This is a genomic window from Streptomyces sp. NPDC012637 (assembly GCF_042954805.1).
Lineage (GTDB): Bacteria > Actinomycetota > Actinomycetes > Streptomycetales > Streptomycetaceae > Streptomyces.
In genome coordinates this window covers 578,675-596,651 of sequence record NZ_JBIBDS010000002.1, presented here as the reverse complement: position 1 = coordinate 596,651, position 17,977 = coordinate 578,675, and the positions used below count along the sequence as shown (strand labels likewise).

At 70.9% G+C, this 17,977-nt stretch carries 15 protein-coding genes; 14 read left to right on the top strand and 1 reads right to left on the bottom strand.

Features of this window, described 5'->3' with window-relative positions; all coding sequences use genetic code 11:
* Nucleotides 1–63: 63 nt before the first annotated feature.
* Genes ACFY8W_RS10870 through nuoN form a run of 12 tightly spaced genes read left to right on the top strand, consistent with a single transcriptional unit; the run spans nt 64 to nt 15,013 of the window.
* A complete protein-coding gene (locus tag ACFY8W_RS10870) occupies nt 64–795 on the top strand; it encodes an NADH-quinone oxidoreductase subunit C (protein WP_391102926.1) in 732 nt (243 codons plus the stop codon).
* Nucleotides 792–2,114 (top strand): NADH-quinone oxidoreductase subunit D, encoded by a 1,323-nt coding sequence (locus tag ACFY8W_RS10865; protein WP_391102923.1) that lies wholly within the window; start codon nt 792–794, stop codon nt 2,112–2,114. Before ACFY8W_RS10870 ends, ACFY8W_RS10865 begins: the two co-directional genes overlap by 4 nt.
* Nucleotides 2,111–2,854, top strand: coding sequence for an NADH-quinone oxidoreductase subunit NuoE (gene nuoE, locus ACFY8W_RS10860; protein WP_391102920.1), 744 nt, complete (start codon nt 2,111–2,113; stop codon nt 2,852–2,854). The genes ACFY8W_RS10865 and nuoE overlap by 4 nt, the downstream gene beginning before the upstream one ends.
* Nucleotides 2,854–4,203 carry an NADH-quinone oxidoreductase subunit NuoF gene (gene nuoF / locus ACFY8W_RS10855; RefSeq protein ID WP_391102918.1) on the top strand — a complete coding sequence of 450 codons (1,350 nt, stop codon included), beginning with the start codon at nt 2,854–2,856 and terminating at the stop codon, nt 4,201–4,203. The genes nuoE and nuoF overlap by 1 nt, the downstream gene beginning before the upstream one ends.
* The gene (locus ACFY8W_RS10850; RefSeq protein ID WP_391102915.1) at nt 4,200–6,686 is read left to right on the top strand and encodes an NADH-quinone oxidoreductase subunit G; all 2,487 of its coding nucleotides are present in this window, start codon (nt 4,200–4,202) and stop codon (nt 6,684–6,686) included. Before nuoF ends, ACFY8W_RS10850 begins: the two co-directional genes overlap by 4 nt.
* 29 nt (nt 6,687–6,715) lie before the next feature.
* Entirely contained in the window at nt 6,716–8,044 is a 1,329-nt protein-coding gene (nuoH, locus tag ACFY8W_RS10845) for an NADH-quinone oxidoreductase subunit NuoH (RefSeq protein ID WP_391103866.1), read from the top strand.
* Nucleotides 8,037–8,654 (top strand): NADH-quinone oxidoreductase subunit NuoI, encoded by a 618-nt coding sequence (gene nuoI, locus ACFY8W_RS10840; protein ID WP_391102913.1) that lies wholly within the window; start codon nt 8,037–8,039, stop codon nt 8,652–8,654. The genes nuoH and nuoI overlap by 8 nt, the downstream gene beginning before the upstream one ends.
* Nucleotides 8,651–9,520, top strand: coding sequence for an NADH-quinone oxidoreductase subunit J (locus tag ACFY8W_RS10835; RefSeq protein WP_391102911.1), 870 nt, complete (start codon nt 8,651–8,653; stop codon nt 9,518–9,520). The genes nuoI and ACFY8W_RS10835 overlap by 4 nt, the downstream gene beginning before the upstream one ends.
* Entirely contained in the window at nt 9,517–9,816 is a 300-nt protein-coding gene (gene nuoK, locus ACFY8W_RS10830) for an NADH-quinone oxidoreductase subunit NuoK (RefSeq protein WP_067240510.1), read from the top strand. The genes ACFY8W_RS10835 and nuoK overlap by 4 nt, the downstream gene beginning before the upstream one ends.
* 10 nt (nt 9,817–9,826) lie before the next feature.
* Nucleotides 9,827–11,764 carry an NADH-quinone oxidoreductase subunit L gene (gene nuoL / locus ACFY8W_RS10825; protein ID WP_391102909.1) on the top strand — a complete coding sequence of 646 codons (1,938 nt, stop codon included), beginning with the start codon at nt 9,827–9,829 and terminating at the stop codon, nt 11,762–11,764.
* A 4-nt stretch (nt 11,765–11,768) separates the two neighbouring features.
* On the top strand, nt 11,769–13,358 hold the full coding sequence (locus tag ACFY8W_RS10820) for an NADH-quinone oxidoreductase subunit M (RefSeq protein WP_391102907.1): 1,590 nt from the start codon (nt 11,769–11,771) through the stop codon (nt 13,356–13,358).
* Nucleotides 13,355–15,013: an NADH-quinone oxidoreductase subunit NuoN gene (nuoN, locus tag ACFY8W_RS10815; protein WP_391102904.1), complete on the top strand. Its 1,659-nt coding sequence runs from the start codon at nt 13,355–13,357 to the stop codon at nt 15,011–15,013. Before ACFY8W_RS10820 ends, nuoN begins: the two co-directional genes overlap by 4 nt.
* Before the next feature lie 71 nt (nt 15,014–15,084).
* Here the strand turns inward: nuoN and ACFY8W_RS10810 are convergent, their stop codons facing one another.
* Nucleotides 15,085–15,660 carry a hypothetical protein gene (locus tag ACFY8W_RS10810; protein ID WP_391102901.1) on the bottom strand — a complete coding sequence of 192 codons (576 nt, stop codon included), beginning with the start codon at nt 15,658–15,660 and terminating at the stop codon, nt 15,085–15,087.
* 337 nt (nt 15,661–15,997) lie between these two features.
* On the opposite strand from ACFY8W_RS10810, the gene ACFY8W_RS10805 reads away from it, so the two are divergent.
* Complete coding sequence (locus tag ACFY8W_RS10805; protein WP_391102899.1) at nt 15,998–16,972, top strand: helix-turn-helix domain-containing protein; 975 nt, start codon at nt 15,998–16,000, stop codon at nt 16,970–16,972.
* 42 nt (nt 16,973–17,014) lie between these two features.
* Nucleotides 17,015–17,842, top strand: a complete 828-nt coding sequence (locus tag ACFY8W_RS10800) for a carbohydrate-binding protein (RefSeq protein WP_391102897.1) — start codon at nt 17,015–17,017, stop codon at nt 17,840–17,842.
* Nucleotides 17,843–17,977 lie beyond the last annotated feature (135 nt).

The following is a 17,977-nucleotide window of genomic DNA, read 5'->3' as shown; positions in this document are numbered from 1 at the left end:
GCAGCCGACGACGAAAGCCGCGCCTCCGCGCCGCGCGGGCGGAGAAGGGAACGGGACAGCACGGTGAGCGACGAGACACCCAATCCCGAGAAGGAGCTCAGCGCGCAGAACCTGCCGGGGCAGCGCGGCGAGCACGGCGAGGAGGTCCGCGTCCAGCGCGGCATGTTCGGCGCCGACACGGGCGGCGACACCTCCGGCTACGGCGGCCTGGTCCGCTCGATCAGACTGCCGGGCCCGGCCACCCGCCCGTACGGCGGCTGGTTCGACGAGGTCGCCGACGAGCTGGAGGGCGCCCTGGAGGAACAGGGCCTCGTTCCCGAGAACGCGATCGAGAAGACGGTCGTCGACCGCGACGAGCTCACCTTCCACATCGCGCGCGAGCACCTCGTCCGGGTCGCCCGCACCCTGCGCGACGACCCGGCCCTGCGCTTCGAGCTGTGCACCGGCGTCTCCGGCGTCCACTACAGGGGCGACAAGGGCCGCGAGCTGCACGCCGTCTACCACCTGCGCTCGCTCACCCACGGCCGGCTGATCCGCCTGGAGGTCTCGGCGCCCGACGCCGACCCGCACATCCCGTCGCTCGTCCCGGTCTACCCGACCAACGACTGGCACGAGCGCGAGACCTACGACTTCTTCGGCATCGTCTTCGACGGCCACCCCGCCCTCACCCGGATCATGATGCCGGACGACTGGCAGGGCCACCCGCAGCGCAAGGACTACCCGCTCGGCGGCATCGCCGTCGAGTACAAGGGCGCCCAGATCCCGGCTCCGGACCAGCGGAGGTCGTACTCGTGAACACTCCCTCTGCCTCCCCCCGGGAGACCACGGAAGGGACCGTCTACACGGTCACCGGCGGCGACTGGGACGAGGTCGTCCAGTCCGCCGCCAAGGCCGACGACGAGCGCATCGTCGTCAACATGGGCCCCCAGCACCCGTCCACCCACGGCGTGCTCCGGCTCATCCTGGAGATCGACGGCGAGACCGTCACCGAGGCCCGCTGCGGCATCGGCTACCTCCACACCGGCATCGAGAAGAACCTCGAATACCGCACCTGGACGCAGGGCACCACCTTCGTCACGCGGATGGACTACCTCACCTCGTTCTACAACGAGACGGCGTACTGCCTCGGCGTGGAGAAGCTGCTCGGCATCACCGACCAGATCCCGGACCGGGCGAGCATCATCCGGGTCCTGCTGATGGAGCTCAACCGGCTCTCCTCGCACCTGGTCTGCATCGCCACCGGCGGCATGGAGCTCGGCGCCACCACGATCATGATCTACGGCTTCCGGGACCGCGAGATGATCCTGGACCTGTACGAGCTGATCACCGGCCTGCGCATGAACCACGCGTTCATCCGCCCCGGCGGCCTCGCCCAGGACCTCCCGCCCGGCGCCGTCGACGCCGTGCGCGAGTTCGTGAAGACGATGAAGAAGAACCTGCCGGAGTACGACAAGCTCGCCACCGGCAACCCCATCTTCAAGGCCCGCATGCAGGACGTCGGCTACCTCGACCTCACCGGCTGCATGGCCCTCGGCGCCACCGGACCGATCCTGCGCTCCGCGGGCCTCCCGCACGACCTGCGCAAGACCGACCCGTACTGCGGCTACGAGAACTACGAGTTCGAGGTGCCCACCGCCGACAGCTGCGACGCCTACGGCCGCTTCCTCGTCCGCCTGGAGGAGATGCGCCAGTCGCTGCGGATCGTCGAGCAGTGCCTCGACCGGCTCGAGCCCGGCGCGGTCATGGTCGCCGACAAGAAGATCGCCTGGCCCGCCCAGCTGGCCCTCGGCCCCGACGGACTCGGCAACTCCCTCGACCACATCAAGAAGATCATGGGCACCTCCATGGAGGCCCTGATCCACCACTTCAAGCTGGTCACCGAGGGCTTCCGGGTCCCGGCCGGCCAGGCGTACGCGGCCGTCGAGTCGCCCAAGGGCGAGCTCGGCGTCCACGTCGTCTCCGACGGCGGCACCCGCCCGTACCGGGTCCACTTCCGCGACCCGTCGTTCACCAACCTCCAGGCCATGGCCGCGATGTGCGAAGGCGGCCAGGTCGCCGACGTCATCGTCGCCGTCGCGTCCATCGACCCCGTGATGGGAGGCGTCGACCGATGACGGACGGACAGACCAGTCTCGGGATGCCCCAGCTGCCCGCGCCCGACTACCCGGCCGAGGTCCGCGCCCGGCTCGAGGAGGACGCGAAGGCGATCATCGCCCGCTACCCGGGGTCCCGCTCCGCCCTCCTGCCGATGCTGCACCTCGTGCAGTCCGAGGAGGGCCACGTCACCCGTACCGGCATGCGGTTCTGCGCGGACATGCTGGACCTCACCACCGCCGAGGTCACCGCGGTCGCCACCTTCTACTCCATGTACCGGCGCAAGCCGTCCGGCGACTACCAGGTCGGCGTCTGCACCAACACCCTGTGCGCGGTCATGGGCGGCGACGCCATCTTCGAGGAGCTCAAGGAGCACCTCGGCGTCGGCAACAACGAGACCACCGCGGACGGCAAGGTCACCCTCGAGCACATCGAGTGCAACGCGGCCTGCGACTACGCACCCGTCGTGATGGTCAACTGGGAGTTCTTCGACGACCAGACCCCCGAGTCGGCCAAGCAGCTCGTCGACGACCTGCGGGCCGGCCGCCCCGTCTCGCCCACCCGCGGGGCGCCCCTGTGCACCTTCAAGGAGACCGCCCGCATCCTGGCGGGCTTCCCCGACGAGCGCGAGGGGGCCGTCGCGGCCACCGGAGGGGCCGGCCCGGCCTCGCTCGTCGGGCTGCGGCTGGCCAAGGGCGAGACCCCGCACCACAAGATCGTCCACCCGCGCGGCGAATCGGCCAGTGGGGAGGGGGAGTGATGACCTTGGCAGCCGAGATCAACAACAGCAGCCCCGAGAAGCTGCTCTCACCCGTACTGTCGGCGTTCTGGGACCAGCCCGACTCCTGGACCCTGGACACCTACCGGCGGCACGAGGGCTACGAGGGCCTCCGCAAGGCCCTCGCGATGTCGCCCGACGACGTCATCGCGTACGTCAAGGACTCCGGTCTGCGCGGTCGCGGCGGCGCCGGCTTCCCCACCGGCATGAAGTGGCAGTTCATCCCGCAGGGCGACGGCAAGCCGCACTACCTCGTCGTCAACGCCGACGAGTCCGAGCCCGGGACCTGCAAGGACATCCCGCTCCTCTTCGCCAACCCGCACTCGCTCGTCGAGGGCATCGTGATCGCCTGCTACGCGATCCGCTCCAGCCACGCCTTCATCTACCTGCGCGGCGAGGTCGTCCCCGTACTGCGCAGGCTGCACGAGGCCGTGCGGGAGGCCTACGCGGCCGGATACCTCGGCAAGGACATCCTGGGCAGCGGCCTCGACGTCGAACTCACCGTGCACGCCGGGGCCGGCGCGTACATCTGCGGCGAGGAGACCGCCCTGCTCGACTCGCTGGAAGGACGCCGCGGCCAGCCCCGGCTGCGACCCCCCTTCCCCGCGGTCGCCGGTCTGTACGCGTGCCCCACCGTCGTGAACAACGTCGAGTCCATCGCCTCGGTTCCCGCGATCCTCAACAAGGGCAAGGACTGGTTCACGTCGATGGGGACCGAGAAGTCCCCGGGCTTCACGCTCTACTCGCTCAGCGGGCACGTCGCCTCGCCCGGCCAGTACGAGGCCCCGCTCGGCATCACCCTGCGCCAGCTCCTCGACATGAGCGGCGGGATGCGGCCCGGGCACCGGCTGAAGTTCTGGACCCCCGGCGGCTCCTCCACCCCGATGTTCACCGACGAGCACCTCGACGTGCCGCTCGACTACGAGGGCGTCGGCGCCGCCGGCTCCATGCTCGGCACCAAGGCGCTCCAGTGCTTCGACGAGACCACGTGCGTCGTGCGGGCCGTCACCCGGTGGACCGAGTTCTACGCCCACGAGTCCTGCGGCAAGTGCACGCCCTGCCGCGAAGGCACCTACTGGCTCGTCCAGTTGCTGCGCGACATCGAGGCCGGCAACGGCGTCATGTCCGACCTCGACAAGCTGAACGACATCGCCGACAACATCAACGGCAAGTCCTTCTGCGCCCTCGGCGACGGCGCCGCCTCGCCGATCTTCTCCTCGCTCAAGTACTTCCGCGACGAGTACGAGCAGCACATCACGGGCAAGGGCTGCCCCTTCGACCCCGCCAAGTCGACGGCCTGGGCGGACAAGCACCGGGAGGTGAACGCATGACCGTCACCACGTCCGCCCCGGGAGGGGGCGGGAGCGCGGCGGTTCCGCCGGAGGACCTCGTGACGCTGACGATCGACGGCGTCGAGGTCTCCGTCCCCAAGGGGACCCTGGTGATCCGCGCCGCCGAACAGCTCGGCATCGAGATCCCGCGCTTCTGCGACCACCCGCTCCTCGACCCGGCCGGCGCCTGCCGCCAGTGCATCGTCGAGGTCGAGGGCCAGCGCAAGCCGATGGCCTCCTGCACGATCACCTGCACCGACGGCATGGTCGTCAGGTCGCAGCTGACCTCGCAGGTCGCCGAGAAGGCCCAGCACGGCGTGATGGAGCTGCTGCTCATCAACCACCCGCTGGACTGCCCGGTCTGCGACAAGGGCGGCGAGTGCCCGCTGCAGAACCAGGCCATGTCGCACGGCCAGTCGGAGTCCCGCTTCGAAGGGAAGAAGCGGACCTACGAGAAGCCGATCCCGCTCTCCACCCAGGTGCTGCTCGACCGCGAGCGCTGCGTGCTGTGCGCGCGCTGCACCCGCTTCTCGCAGCAGATCGCCGGCGACCCGATGATCGAGCTGATCGAGCGCGGCGCGCTCCAGCAGGTCGGCCTCGGCAACAGCGACCCCTTCGAGTCGTACTTCTCCGGCAACACCATCCAGATCTGCCCGGTCGGCGCGCTCACCTCCGCCGCCTACCGCTTCCGCTCCCGCCCCTTCGACCTCGTGTCGTCGCCGAGCGTGTGCGAGCACTGCGCGGGCGGCTGCGCGACCCGCACCGACCACCGGCGCGGCAAGGTCATGCGGCGGCTGGCCGCCGAGGACCCCGAGGTCAACGAGGAGTGGATCTGCGACAAGGGCAGGTTCGCGTTCCGGTACGCGCAGCAGCGCGACCGGCTCACGACCCCGCTCGTCCGCAACCCGGAGACCGGTCACCTGGAGCAGGCCTCCTGGCCGGAGGCCCTGGAGGCGGCGGCGCGCGGCCTCGTCCGCGGGCGCACCGGCGTCCTGGCCGGCGGCCGTCTGACGGTCGAGGACTCCTACGCGTACGCCAAGTTCGCCCGGGTCGCCCTCGACACCAACGACGTGGACTTCCGGGCCCGGGTCCACTCCGGCGAGGAGGCCGACTTCCTGGCCTCCGTCGTCGCCGGACGGGGCCGCGACCTCGACGGCAGCGGCGTCACCTACCGCTCCCTCGAGGCCGCACCGGCGGTGCTCCTCGTCGGCCTCGAGTCCGAGGAGGAGGCGCCCGGCGTCTTCCTGAAGCTGCGCAAGTCGTGGCGGAAGAAGGGCCAGCGGACGTACGCGGTCGCCCCGTTCGCCACCCCCGGGCTCGAGAAGGCCGGCGGCACGCTGCTTGCCGCCGCGCCCGGCACCGAGACCGAGTGGCTCGACGCCCTCACCTCCCGCGTCGGCCTCTCCCGCGAGGGCTTCGCCGCCGCCGAGGCGCTGCGCGAGGACGGCGCCGTGATCCTGGTCGGCGAGCGGCTCGCCGGGGTTCCCGGCGCGCTGACCGCCGCCGTCCGGGCCGCGACCGCCACCGGCGCGCAGCTGGTGTGGATCCCGCGCCGGGCCGGGGAGCGCGGCGCCGTCGAGGCGGGCGCCGTCCCGGCCCTGCTGCCCGGCGGGCGGCCCGCGACCGATCCACGCGCGCGTGAAGAGGTCGCCGCCGTCTGGGGCGTCCGCGAACTCCCGCACGGCTACGGCCGCGACACCGGCCAGATCGTCGAGGCCGCCGCCACCGGCGAACTCGCGGCGCTGGTCGTCGGCGGCGTCGACGTCGACGACCTGCCGGACCCGGCACGCGCGCGTGAAGCACTCGAGCGGGCCTTCGTCGTCTCCCTGGAGCTGCGCCCCGGCGCGGTCACCGAGCGGGCCGACGTGATCCTGCCGGTCGCCGCGGTCGCCGAGAAGCCCGGCACCTTCCTCAACTGGGAAGGCAGGGCGCGCCTCTTCGAGGCCGCGCTCAAGCCCGAGCAGATGACCCGGCCGCTCCCCCCGACCGACGCCCGCGTCCTGCACATGCTGGCCGACGCGCTCGACGCCCACCTGGGCCTTCCCGACCTGCGGTCGGTCCGGCGCGAGCTGGACCGGCTCGGCGGCTGGACCGGCGAACGGGCCACCGAGCCGGCCGAGCCCGGCCAGGCCGCGGCCCGGCCCGGCGACGGCGAGGCCGTCCTCGCCGGACACCGGCTGCTGCTCGACCTCGGCCGCCTCCAGGAGGGCGACACGGCCCTGGCCGGCACCCGGCACGCCGCCGTGGCGCGGCTCTCGGCCGGCACCGCCGCCGACACGGGGGTGAAGGACGGCGACCTGCTCGAAGTCACCGGCCCGGCCGGCGCGGTGACCTTCCCGCTCGCCGTCACCGAGATGCCCGACCGCGTGGTCTGGCTCCCGCTGAACTCCGCGGGCCACGGCGTCCTCACCGACACCGGAGCCCGCCCCGGCGACCTGGTCCGCATCGGCCCGGCCACCACTTCGACGGAGGTGCAGGCGTGAACACGCTGCTCGCCGCGGAGGACCTGTCCATGTTCGGGACGGACCCCTGGTGGCTCGTCGCGATCAAGGCGGTCTTCTGCTTCGCGTTCCTGATGGTGACCGTGCTCTTCTCCATCGTGTGGGAGCGCAAGGTCGTCGCCTGGATGCAGCTGCGCATCGGCCCCAACCGGCACGGCCCCTGGGGCATGCTCCAGTCGCTCGCCGACGGCATCAAGCTGATGCTGAAGGAGGACGTGATCGTCCGGCGGGCCGACAAGGTCGTGTACGTGCTCGCGCCGATCGTCGCCGCCATCCCGGCCTTCATGGCGATCGCCGTGATCCCGTTCGGCCCGGCCGGCAACGAGGTGTCGATCTTCGGGCACCGCACCGCGATGCAGCTGACCGACCTGCCGATCGCGATGCTGTACGTCCTCGCGGTCGCCTCCGTCGGCATCTACGGCATCGTCCTCGCCGGCTGGTCCTCGGGCTCGACGTACCCGCTGCTCGGCGGACTGCGCTCGTGCGCGCAGATGATCTCGTACGAGATCGCCATGGGCGCCGCCTTCGCCTCCGTCTTCCTCTACTCCGGGTCGATGTCGACCTCGAAGATCGTGGAGGCGCAGGCCGACCGCTGGTACATCGTCCTGCTGCCGGTCTCCTTCATCATCTACATCGTCACCATGGTGGGCGAGACCAACCGCGCGCCGTTCGACATGCCGGAGTCCGAGGGCGACCTGGTCGGCGGCTTCAACACCGAGTACTCGTCCATCAAGTTCGCGATGTTCATGCTCGCCGAGTACGTGAACATGGTGACCGTCTCGGCCGTGTCCGTGACCCTCTTCCTGGGCGGCTGGCGGGCACCGTGGCCGATCAGCACCTTCTGGGAGGGCGCGAACCACGGCTGGTGGCCGATGCTCTGGTTCGTCCTCAAGGTCCAGCTGCTGCTGTTCTTCTTCATCTGGCTGCGCGGCACCCTGCCCCGCGTCCGCTACGACCAGCTGATGAAGCTGGGCTGGAAGGTGCTCATCCCGGTCTCCGTGGTCTGGCTGATGCTGGTCGCCACCGTCCGGGCGCTGCGCAACGAGAACTACGACTTCCAGTCGATCGTGCTGTACGTCGCCGGGGCCGTGCTCGCGGTGCTGCTGCTCTCCTTCGTCGCGGACCTGTTCCGCGACAGGAAGGCGAAGGGCGCCGCCGAGAAGGCCGCGCCCGAGGCGCCGTTCGACCCGATGGCCGGCGGCTTCCCCGTACCGCCCAAGCCCGGACAGTCCCTGCCGCCCGTACCGCGGCGTCGGCCCCGCAGCGAGCGGGAGCTGATTGTCAGTGGTGGCCCCGATACTGCTACTGCGAGTGATGGAAAGGAGACGGACGGTGTCTGATTTCCAGAATCCGGTGGCCGGCTTCGGCGTGACCTTCAAGGCCATGTTCAAGAAGCGGCTGACGGAGCAGTACCCGGAGCAGCAGAAGACGACGGCGCCCCGCTTCCACGGCAGGCACCAGCTCAACCGGCACCCCGACGGCCTGGAGAAGTGCGTCGGCTGCGAGTTGTGCGCCTGGGCCTGCCCCGCCGACGCCATCTACGTGGAGGGCGCCGACAACACCGACGAGGAGCGCTACTCGCCGGGCGAGCGGTACGGGCGGGTGTACCAGATCAACTACGCCCGCTGCATCCTGTGCGGACTCTGCATCGAGGCGTGCCCCACGCGCGCGCTGACGATGACGAACGAGTTCGAACTGGCCGACTCCTCCCGCGAGAACCTGATCTACACCAAGGAGCAGCTCCTCGCGGGCCTCACGGAGGGCATGGTCGACACCCCGCACGCCATCTACCCGGGCACGGACGAGCAGGACTACTACCGGGGCCGGGTCACCGAGGCCGCGCCCGGGACCGTCCGCCAGCCCGCCGTCTCCAAGGGCGAGACCGTGCAGGAGGCCGAGTCGACCTTCGGCGAGTCCGAGCCGGCGTCGGGGAAGGTGGTCGGCCGATGAGCGCGCTCGCCGCCTACACCACCTCCACCGGCGAGGCCTTCCAGTTCTGGGTGCTCGGCACCGTCGCCGTCGTCGGCGCGCTGTGCACCATCCTCATGAAGAAGGCCGTCCACTCGGCACTCTGCCTCGCCGGGACCATGATCATCCTGGCGGTGTTCTACCTCGCCAACGGCGCGTACTTCCTGGGCATCGTCCAGATCGTCGTCTACACCGGCGCGATCATGATGCTGTTCCTCTTCGTGGTCATGCTGGTCGGCGTCACCGCCGCCGACTCGCTGAAGGAGACCATCAAGGGCCAGCGCTGGTGGGCCGTCGCCTGCGCGCTCGGCTTCGGCATCCTGCTGGCCGCCGGCATCGGCAACGCCTCGCTGACCGAGTTCAACGGCCTCGGCGCCGCCAACGCGGCGTACGGCGGAAACGTGGAGGGCCTCGCCGCCCTCGTCTTCACCAAGTACGTCTTCGCCTTCGAGATCACCGGAGCCCTGCTCATCACCGCCGCCGTCGGCGCGATGGTCCTCACCCACCGCGAGCGCACCGAACGCGCCCGCACCCAGCGCGAGCTGTCCGAGCAGCGCGTACGGGAAGGCACGCACGTGCCGCCGCTCCCCGCGCCCGGCGTCTACGCCCGGCACAACGCCGTGGACATCGCCGGCCTGCTGCCCGACGGCACGCCCGCCGACCTGACCGTGATCTCGACCCTGCGCAAGCGCGGCCAGATCCGGGACGTGTCCGGCGAGGCGCTGGCGGACCTCAAGGCCCTGGAACAGCGCTCCGAGGAGCGCCTGGGCCGGGACCGGGAGGACGTCCGCGACATCCGGGACCAGGTCCGGGACCGTGACCGGGACGAAGAGGAGGCCTCGCGATGAATCCCGTCAACTACCTGTACCTCGCCGCGCTGCTGTTCACCATCGGCGCGACCGGGGTGCTCATCCGGCGGAACGCGATCGTGGTCTTCATGTGCGTCGAGCTGATGCTCAACGCCTGCAACCTCGCGTTCGTCGCCTTCTCCCGTATGCACGGCAACCTCGACGGCCAGATCATCGCCTTCTTCACGATGGTCGTGGCCGCCGCGGAGGTCGTCGTCGGACTCGCGATCATCGTGTCCGTCTTCCGTGCCCGCCACTCGGCCTCGGTCGACGACGCCAGCCTGATGAAGCTGTGAGGGGCTGACCGTGGACAACCTCATTGCGCTGCTCGTCGCGGCGCCCCTGCTCGGAGCGGCCGTCCTGCTGACCGGCGGGCGGCGACTCGACAGGACCGGGCACTGGCTCGGCACCCTGCTCGCGGCCGTCTCCTTCGTGATCGGCCTGGTCCTGTTCGCCGACATGCTCTCCAAGAGCGCCGACGACCGGGCCATGTACCAGCGGCTGTTCACCTGGATCCCGGTCGAGGGCTTCCAGGCGGACATCGCCTTCCAGCTCGACCAGCTGTCGATGACCTTCGTGCTGCTGATCACCGGCGTCGGCACGCTCATCCACGTGTACTCGATCGGGTACATGGAGCACGACGAGCGCCGCCGCCGCTTCTTCGGCTACCTCAACCTGTTCGTCGCCGCGATGCTGCTGCTCGTCCTGGCGGACAACTACCTGCTGCTGTACTTCGGCTGGGAGGGCGTCGGCCTCGCCTCGTACCTCCTCATCGGCTTCTGGCAGCACAAGCCCAGCGCGGCCACCGCCGCCAAGAAGGCCTTCCTGGTCAACCGGGTCGGCGACATGGGCCTGTCCATCGCGATCATGCTGATGTTCACCACCTTCGGCACGTTCGCCTTCGGCCCGGTCCTGGAGGCGACGGGAGAGACCTCCGAGGGCAAGCTCACCGCGATCGGCCTGATGCTGCTCCTCGCCGCCTGCGGCAAGTCCGCCCAGGTGCCCCTGCAGTCCTGGCTCGGCGACGCGATGGAGGGCCCGACCCCGGTCTCCGCCCTCATCCACGCCGCCACCATGGTGACCGCCGGTGTCTATCTGATCGTCCGCTCCGCCGACATCTTCAACGCGGCCCCGGACGCCCAGCTCGTCGTCACCGTCGTCGGCGCCGTCACGCTCCTCTTCGGTGCGATCGTCGGTTGCGCGAAGGACGACATCAAGAAGGCGCTCGCCGGCTCGACGATGTCGCAGATCGGCTACATGGTCCTGGCGGCCGGCCTCGGCCCCATCGGCTACGCCTTCGCGATCATGCACCTGGTGACCCACGGCTTCTTCAAGGCCGGGCTCTTCCTCGGCGCCGGATCGGTCATGCACGGCATGAACGACGAGGTCGACATGCGCAAGTACGGCGGCCTGCGGAAGTACATGCCGGTCACCTTCGTGACCTTCGGCCTGGGCTACCTCGCGATCATCGGCTTCCCCGGCCTGTCCGGCTTCTTCTCCAAGGACAAGATCATCGAGGCGGCCTTCGCCAAGGGCGGCACCGAGGGCTGGATCCTCGGCGCCTGCGCCCTCCTCGGCGCCGCCATCACCGCGTACTACATGACCCGCGTGATGATCATGACCTTCTTCGGCGAGAAGCGCTGGCAGCCCGCGCCCGACCCGGACAAGGCGCCCAGCGTCGAACCCGGCGCCGAGGCCCACCCGGGCGAGATGCCGCACCCGCACGAGTCGCCGAAGTCGATGACCCTGCCGATGATCCTGCTGGCCGTCGGATCGGTCGGCGCCGGCGCGTTCTTCGAGTACGCAGGGTTCGTCGAGTGGCTGGAGCCGGTCACCGGCTTCGAGCACGGGCACTCGCCGCTCAGCGCGGCGGCCGTCACCACCGCCACCGTCGTGGTCATGCTCCTCGGCGTCGGCGTCGCCTACCTCCAGTACGGGCGCCGCCCCGTGCCGGTGGTCGCCCCGCGCGGCTCGCTGCTCACCCGGGCCGCCCGCCGCGACCTGCTCCAGGACGACTTCAACCACGTCGTCTTCGTCCGCGGCGGCACCCACCTGACCCGCTCCCTCGTCTACGTCGACCACAGCCTCGTCGACGGGGTGGTCAACGGCACCGCGGCCTCGGTCGGCGGGCTCTCCGGCCGGCTGCGCAAGCTCCAGAACGGCTACGCCCGGTCGTACGCGGTCTCCATGTTCGGAGGTACGGCGGTGCTCATCGCCGCGACCCTGCTGATGAGGGCGGTGTAACCACATGTCCCAAGTGGTCAACGCGGGCTTCCCGCTCCTGACCGTGACGGCGGCCGTGCCCGCGGTGGGCGCCGTGCTCACCGCGGCCGTGCCCGCCGCCCGGAGAGCAGCCGCCAAGTGGCTCGCGCTGCTGGTCTCGCTCGTCACCCTGGCCTTCGCCGCGGTCATTTTCGTCGACTTCGAACCAGGCGGCGACCGCTACCAGCTCGCCGAGTCGTACGCCTGGATCAAGGACTTCGGCGTCCGCTACGAACTCGGCGTGGACGGCATCGGGGTGGCGCTCATCGGGCTCACCGCCCTGCTCGTCCCGTTCATCATCCTGGCGGGCTGGCACGACGCGGACCCGCTGGAGACCTCCTCGAAGAGGTGGCGGCCCACCCAGGGCTTCTTCGCCCTGATCCTCATGGTCGAGGCGATGGTGATCCTCTCCTTCGAGGCCACCGACGTCTTCCTCTTCTACATCCTGTTCGAAGCCATGCTCATCCCGATGTACTTCCTCATCGGCGGCTTCGGCGACCGCGCGCACAGCGGCACCGACGAGAACGCGGCGGCCCAGCGCTCGTACGCGGCGGTCAAGTTCCTGCTCTACAACCTGGTCGGCGGACTGATCATGCTGGCCGCGGTGATCGGGCTGTACGTCGTCGCCGGCAACTTCTCGCTCACCGAGATCGCCGCGGCGCGGGCGAACGGCTCGCTGGAGATGGCCACCAGCACCGAGCGGTGGCTGTTCCTCGGCTTCTTCTTCGCCTTCGCGGTGAAGGCGCCGCTGTGGCCCCTGCACACCTGGCTGCCCAACGCGATGGGGGAGGCCACCGCCCCGGTCGCCGTCCTCATCACCGCCGTCGTCGACAAGGTCGGCACCTTCGCGATGCTCCGCTTCTGCCTCGGGCTCTTCCCCGAGGCGAGCAAGTGGGCCACCCCGGCGATCATCGTCCTCGCGCTGATCAGCATCGTCTACGGGGCGCTGCTCGCCGTCGGCCAGCGCGACATGAAGCGCCTGGTGGCGTACGCGTCGATCTCCCACTTCGGCTTCATCATCATGGGCATCTTCGCGATGACCAGCCAGGGCCAGTCGGGCGCCACGCTCTACATGGTCAACCACGGCATCTCCACCGCCGCCCTGATGCTGGTCGCCGGCTTCCTGATCTCCCGGCGCGGCTCGCGGCTCATCGCCGACTACGGCGGTGTGCAGAAGGCCGCCCCGGTCCTCGCCGGCACCTTCCTGATCGGCGGCCTCGCCACCCTGTCGCTGCCCGGACTCGCCCCGTTCGTCAGCGAGTTCCTCGTCCTGGTCGGCACCTTCTCCCGCTATCCGGTGGCCGGGATCATCGCCACCACCGGCATCGTCCTCGCCGCGCTCTACGTCCTCGTCCTCTACCAGCGGACGATGACCGGCCCGGTGAAGGAGGAGACCCGGAACATGCCGGACCTGCGGGCGCGCGAGCTCGCCGTGGTCGCCCCGCTGATCGCGGTGCTGATCTTCCTCGGCGTCTTCCCGAAGCCGCTGACGGACGTCGTCAACCCGGCGGTTCAGCACACCATGTCCGATGTCCAGCAGAAGGACCCGAGCCCGGAAGTGGAGGCGGCCAAGTGAGCCACGCGAGCGCCACGGCTGTCCACACCCTGTGGACGACGGCCGCCGGGCCGATCGACAAGATCCCGGCACCCCACATCGAGTACACCCAGCTCTCGCCCGTCCTCATCGTCGTCGGCGCGGCCGTCGTCAGCGTCCTCGTCGAGGCCTTCGTGCCGCGCAAGGGCCGCCACCACGCCCAGGTCTTCCTGAGCGTCCTGGCCCTCGTCGCCGCGTTCGCCGCGGTCGTCGGCCTCGCCGCCGGGGGCTACGGCTCCACCAAGGCCCACATCGCGGCCATGGGCGCCATCGCCGTCGACGGACCCGCCCTGTTCCTCCAGGGCGTCATCCTGCTCTCCGCCGTCCTGGCGGTGCTCACCTTCGCCGAGCGCAGGCTCGACCCGGCCGACCACGGCCACAGGGTCGACTCCTTCGCCGCCGAGGCCGCCGCCGTGCCCGGAAGCGAGCAGGAGAAGGCGGCCGTCAAGGCCGGCTTCAGCACCACCGAGGTCTTCCCGCTGGCCCTGTTCGCGGTCTCCGGCATGCTGGTCTTCCCGGCCGCCAACGACCTCCTCACGCTCTTCATCGCCCTGGAGGTCTTCTCCCTCCCGCTCTACCTGCTGTGCGCCGTCGCCCGCCGCAAGCGGCTGATGTCGCAGGAGGCAGCGGTCAAGTACTTCCTGCTCGGCGCCTTCTCCTCGGCGTTCCTGCTCTTCGGGATCGCCCTGCTCTACGGCTACGCGGGCTCCGTCTCGTACTCCGCGATCGCCCAGGTCGTCAGCGGCGACGTCCCCGCGATCGACCCGGCGCTCGCCGAGACCATGGGCAACGACGTGCTGCTGCTCATCGGCTTCGCCATGGTCCTGATGGGGCTGCTCTTCAAGGTCGGCGCCGTCCCGTTCCACATGTGGACCCCGGACGTCTACCAGGGCGCCCCGACGCCGGTCACCGGCTTCATGGCGGCCGCCACGAAGGTCGCCGCGTTCGGCGCGATGCTGCGGATCCTCTACGTGGTGCTGCCGGGCCTCACCTGGGACTGGCGGCCGGTCATGTGGGCCGTCGCCATCGTCACCATGCTGGGCGGTGCGGTCGTCGCCATCACCCAGACCGACATCAAGCGCCTGCTCGCGTACTCGTCGATCGCGCACGCCGGCTTCATCCTGGCCGGTGTCATCGCGGCCACGCCGACCGGCGTCTCGTCGGTCCTCTTCTACCTGGCGGCCTACTCCTTCGTGACGATCGGCGCGTTCGCCGTGGTCACGCTGGTGCGGGACGCGGGTGGCGAGGCCACGCACCTGTCCAAGTGGGCCGGGCTCGGCCGCCGTTCGCCGCTGGTCGCGGCGGTCTTCGCGGTCTTCCTGCTCGCCTTCGCCGGCATCCCGCTGACCTCCGGCTTCTCCGGGAAGTTCGCGGTCTTCAAGGCGGCGGCGGACGGCGGCGCCGGCGCGCTCGTCGTCGTCGGTGTGATCTCGTCGGCGGTCGCCGCGTTCTTCTACATCCGGGTGATCGTGCTGATGTTCTTCAGCGAGCCGAAGGCGGACGGCCCCACCGTCGCCGTGCCCTCGGGCCTCACCTCGGTGGCGATCACGGCCGGCGTGGTCGTGACGCTGGCGCTCGGATTCGCGCCGCAGTACTTCCTGGACCTGGCGAGCCAGGCGAGCGTGTTCGTGCGGTAGCGAAGGCCGCCGTACGAGGAGAGGGGCCCGGATCCGCCGCGAGGGCGGGGCCGGGCCCCTCTGCCGTGCGCCTACGACTTCGGGTGGGCCGGCTTCGGCTGGTCCGGCTTCGCGTGGTCCTCCGTGCACGGGGTGCAGTGGACGCGAGGGTTGTACGGGGTGAAGACGCCCTTCGGGTTCTTCTTGAAGATCCAGGCGTGCAGCGAGTAGTGGGGTCCCACGGGCGGGAAGTCGAACGGCCCGTCGAAGTCGCGGTCGAAGATCCGCGGCGTGGGCTGACCCGTGTTGGGGACGACCCACTCGACGGCGACCAGTTCGCGCTTCCCGGTCTTGTGGTCCGGTGCGTACAGCACGGCGGCGGGCTTCGTCGGGTCGGTGGAGCCGACGTTCGCGGGGTTCACGTAGTGGTACCCCATGCCGCCGAGCTCCGGGTCCTCCACGCAGTCGTCGGTGCGCATGTAGCCGTCGTCGATGGCGGCCTGCTCGGACTTGTACTTCTTGGTGGCCTCGTACGTCTTCTTCAGATCCGGGTGCGGGAAGTCGTTGCCGGCCGGTGCCTGCGCGGTGGCCGGGGCGGCCCCCAGGGCCAGCGAGGTGACGGCGGCCAGCGCGAGTGCGGCCATGAGGGGGCGGGGTCGTGCGGACATGTGTGTCTGCTCCTCGGGAGGATGGGCGCGCCCGTGTGCGGGGCGCCTGACGCGGGCGGGCTCTCCCCGGTGCCCGCCACCTCCAGCAGCATCGGACGGCGGGGGCGGGTGCCGCACGCGGGGTGACCCATTGGAGGGTGGTCCGCGGGGCGGCCGCGGCCCGTCCGGAGCCGAATGGTCTGTACCAGTCGGGGGAACCATTCGAGGGGCCGGCAGAGGGCGGTCGAGGGCCGCTCGACGGCCGGCAGAGGGCCGGTCGGCAGTCGACCGAGGGCCGGTCGAGGCCTGGTCGACCGAGGGCCGGTCGAGGGCAGACCGAGGAGAGGGAGACGGCGCGATGCGCGGCACCACCGCCTTACCAGGGACCCCCTGCGTCACACCGAAAGCGGGTCAACCGCCCGTGCACCGGCTGGAGGTGCGGCTGCCGGACGACGTGCCGTTCGCGGTCGGCACCTTCGACGGCATCGGCCCGATGTCCCGGGCGGACTTCCCGCACCGGCACACCTTCTACGAGATCGTCCATGTCACCCGTGGCACCGGCGTCCACGTCGTCGATCTCGACCGCTGGGAGATCCGCCCGCCGCACATCGGTCTGATCCGGCCCGGACAGGTCCACCACTGGGAGAACGCCCGGGACCTCGACGGCTCCGTGGTCCTCTTCACCCCAGAGTTCCTCGTCGACCACCCCGGCGACGAGGAGTTCCTGCGCCGCATCGGCGAACGCCCCTGGCTCCGCCTCGACCCGGCCGCGCACACCCGCACCGCCCGCCTGATCGCCGAACTCGCCGAGGAGTACGGCCACGGGGACCCCGGCTTCGCCTCCGTGCTCCGTTCCCTGCTGCACGTCCTCCTCGTCCGGACGGCACGCCTGGGCGGGCCCGCGGAAGCGGTGGCGCCGTCCGGGCGGCACGCGGCCGTCACCGACGCGTTCGCCCGGCTGATCACCCGTGTGGGGAGGGACGGCGGGGCCGAGGGCGTCGGCCTGCGGTCCGTCCGCGAGTGTGCCGAGCGGCTCGGGGTCAGCCCCGGCTACCTCACCGAGGCGGTACGGGCGGCCGTCGGCCGCACCCCGGGCAGCATGCTCCGCGAGGCCCGCACCCAGGAGGCTCAACGACTGCTCGCCCGAACCGATCTGTCGGTACGTCAGGTCGCCGCCAGGGCCGGCTTCGACGACCCCGCGTACTTCTGCCGCTTCTTCCGCAGGGAGACCGGGATGAGCCCCGGAGACTTCCGGAAGCACCACGACGGACACCACGACAAGCACCACGACTGCCGCGCTCCGTCCATCGAAGAGGGCCCCGGCCGCGCCTAGGTTTCTGCTCGACCGCTCAGGCCCCCCACCCCAGGAGCAGGCATGGACCACGAGACCAGCACCGGGCACGTCACCCGCAAGACCGTCCTGCGCGCCGCCCTCGCGGCGGGCATGGCCGCGCCCGCGGTGCTCATGGGCGTCCCGGCGCTCGCCCGTACCGTCACCGACGCCACGGGCGTCGCACCGGAGCTCACCCCGGCGTGCGACGACGGCGACGACCCGACGCCGTCCCAGACCGAGGGTCCCTACTTCAAGCCCAACTCGCCCCGCAGGAGCAGCCTGTTGGAGCCCGGTGTGCCCGGCGTGCGGCTGCGGGTGAGCGGCTACGTCTTCGGGCGGGCGTGCCGACCGGTCTCCGGTGCGCTGCTCGACTTCTGGCAGGCCGACACGAACGGCGCGTACGACAACACCGGATTCCGCTTCCGTGGCCACCAGTTCACGGGCGCGGACGGCGCCTTCGCGCTCAGCACGATCGTCCCGGGCCTCTATCCGGGCCGTACCCGGCACATCCACGTCAAGGTCCAGGCCCCGGGCCGGCCGGTGCTCACCACGCAGCTGTACTTCCCGGGCGAGCCCCGCAACAACACCGACCCGATCTTCGACGCGCGCCTGCTGATGAGCGTGCGGGACGCGGGCGGCGGGAAGGAGGCGGCCTTCGACTTCGTCCTGGACGTGCCCCAGGACCCGGGCCCGACACCGACCCCCACGCCGACGCCCACGGCTCCCGGCGGCACCTGGGCGGTCGGCACCGCGTACCGGGCGGGTGACGCCGTCACGTACGGCGGGCGGGGCTACGTGTGCCTCCAGGCGCACACCGCCCAGCCCGGCTGGGAGCCGCCGGCGGTCCCGGCGCTGTGGCGGGCGGCGTGACAGGGCCCGGCTGACCGGGCGCGACGGCGGCGTGGTGCGGATGACGTCCCACCGCCGGTGCCATGTGTGCCCCACGGCGAGGCACACATGGCAGGAGCGGCCTGGGCCGTCACTTCCGGATCTTGGCCGGGTCCG

What these genes read in the sequence shown, in the direction of transcription:
- nuoE (WP_391102920.1), top strand. Translation starts at nt 2,111, where the DNA reads ATGACGGACGGACAGACCAGTCTCGGGATGCCCCAGCTGCCCGCGCCC.
- nuoF (WP_391102918.1), top strand. Translation starts at nt 2,854, where the DNA reads ATGACCTTGGCAGCCGAGATCAACAACAGCAGCCCCGAGAAGCTGCTC.
- ACFY8W_RS10850 (WP_391102915.1), top strand. Translation starts at nt 4,200, where the DNA reads ATGACCGTCACCACGTCCGCCCCGGGAGGGGGCGGGAGCGCGGCGGTT.
- nuoH (WP_391103866.1), top strand. Translation starts at nt 6,716, where the DNA reads ATGTTCGGGACGGACCCCTGGTGGCTCGTCGCGATCAAGGCGGTCTTC.
- ACFY8W_RS10835 (WP_391102911.1), top strand. Translation starts at nt 8,651, where the DNA reads ATGAGCGCGCTCGCCGCCTACACCACCTCCACCGGCGAGGCCTTCCAG.
- nuoK (WP_067240510.1), top strand. Translation starts at nt 9,517, where the DNA reads ATGAATCCCGTCAACTACCTGTACCTCGCCGCGCTGCTGTTCACCATC.
- ACFY8W_RS10820 (WP_391102907.1), top strand. Translation starts at nt 11,769, where the DNA reads ATGTCCCAAGTGGTCAACGCGGGCTTCCCGCTCCTGACCGTGACGGCG.
- ACFY8W_RS10810 (WP_391102901.1), bottom strand. Translation starts at nt 15,660, where the DNA reads ATGTCCGCACGACCCCGCCCCCTCATGGCCGCACTCGCGCTGGCCGCC.
- ACFY8W_RS10805 (WP_391102899.1), top strand. Translation starts at nt 15,998, where the DNA reads ATGCGCGGCACCACCGCCTTACCAGGGACCCCCTGCGTCACACCGAAA.
- ACFY8W_RS10800 (WP_391102897.1), top strand. Translation starts at nt 17,015, where the DNA reads ATGGACCACGAGACCAGCACCGGGCACGTCACCCGCAAGACCGTCCTG.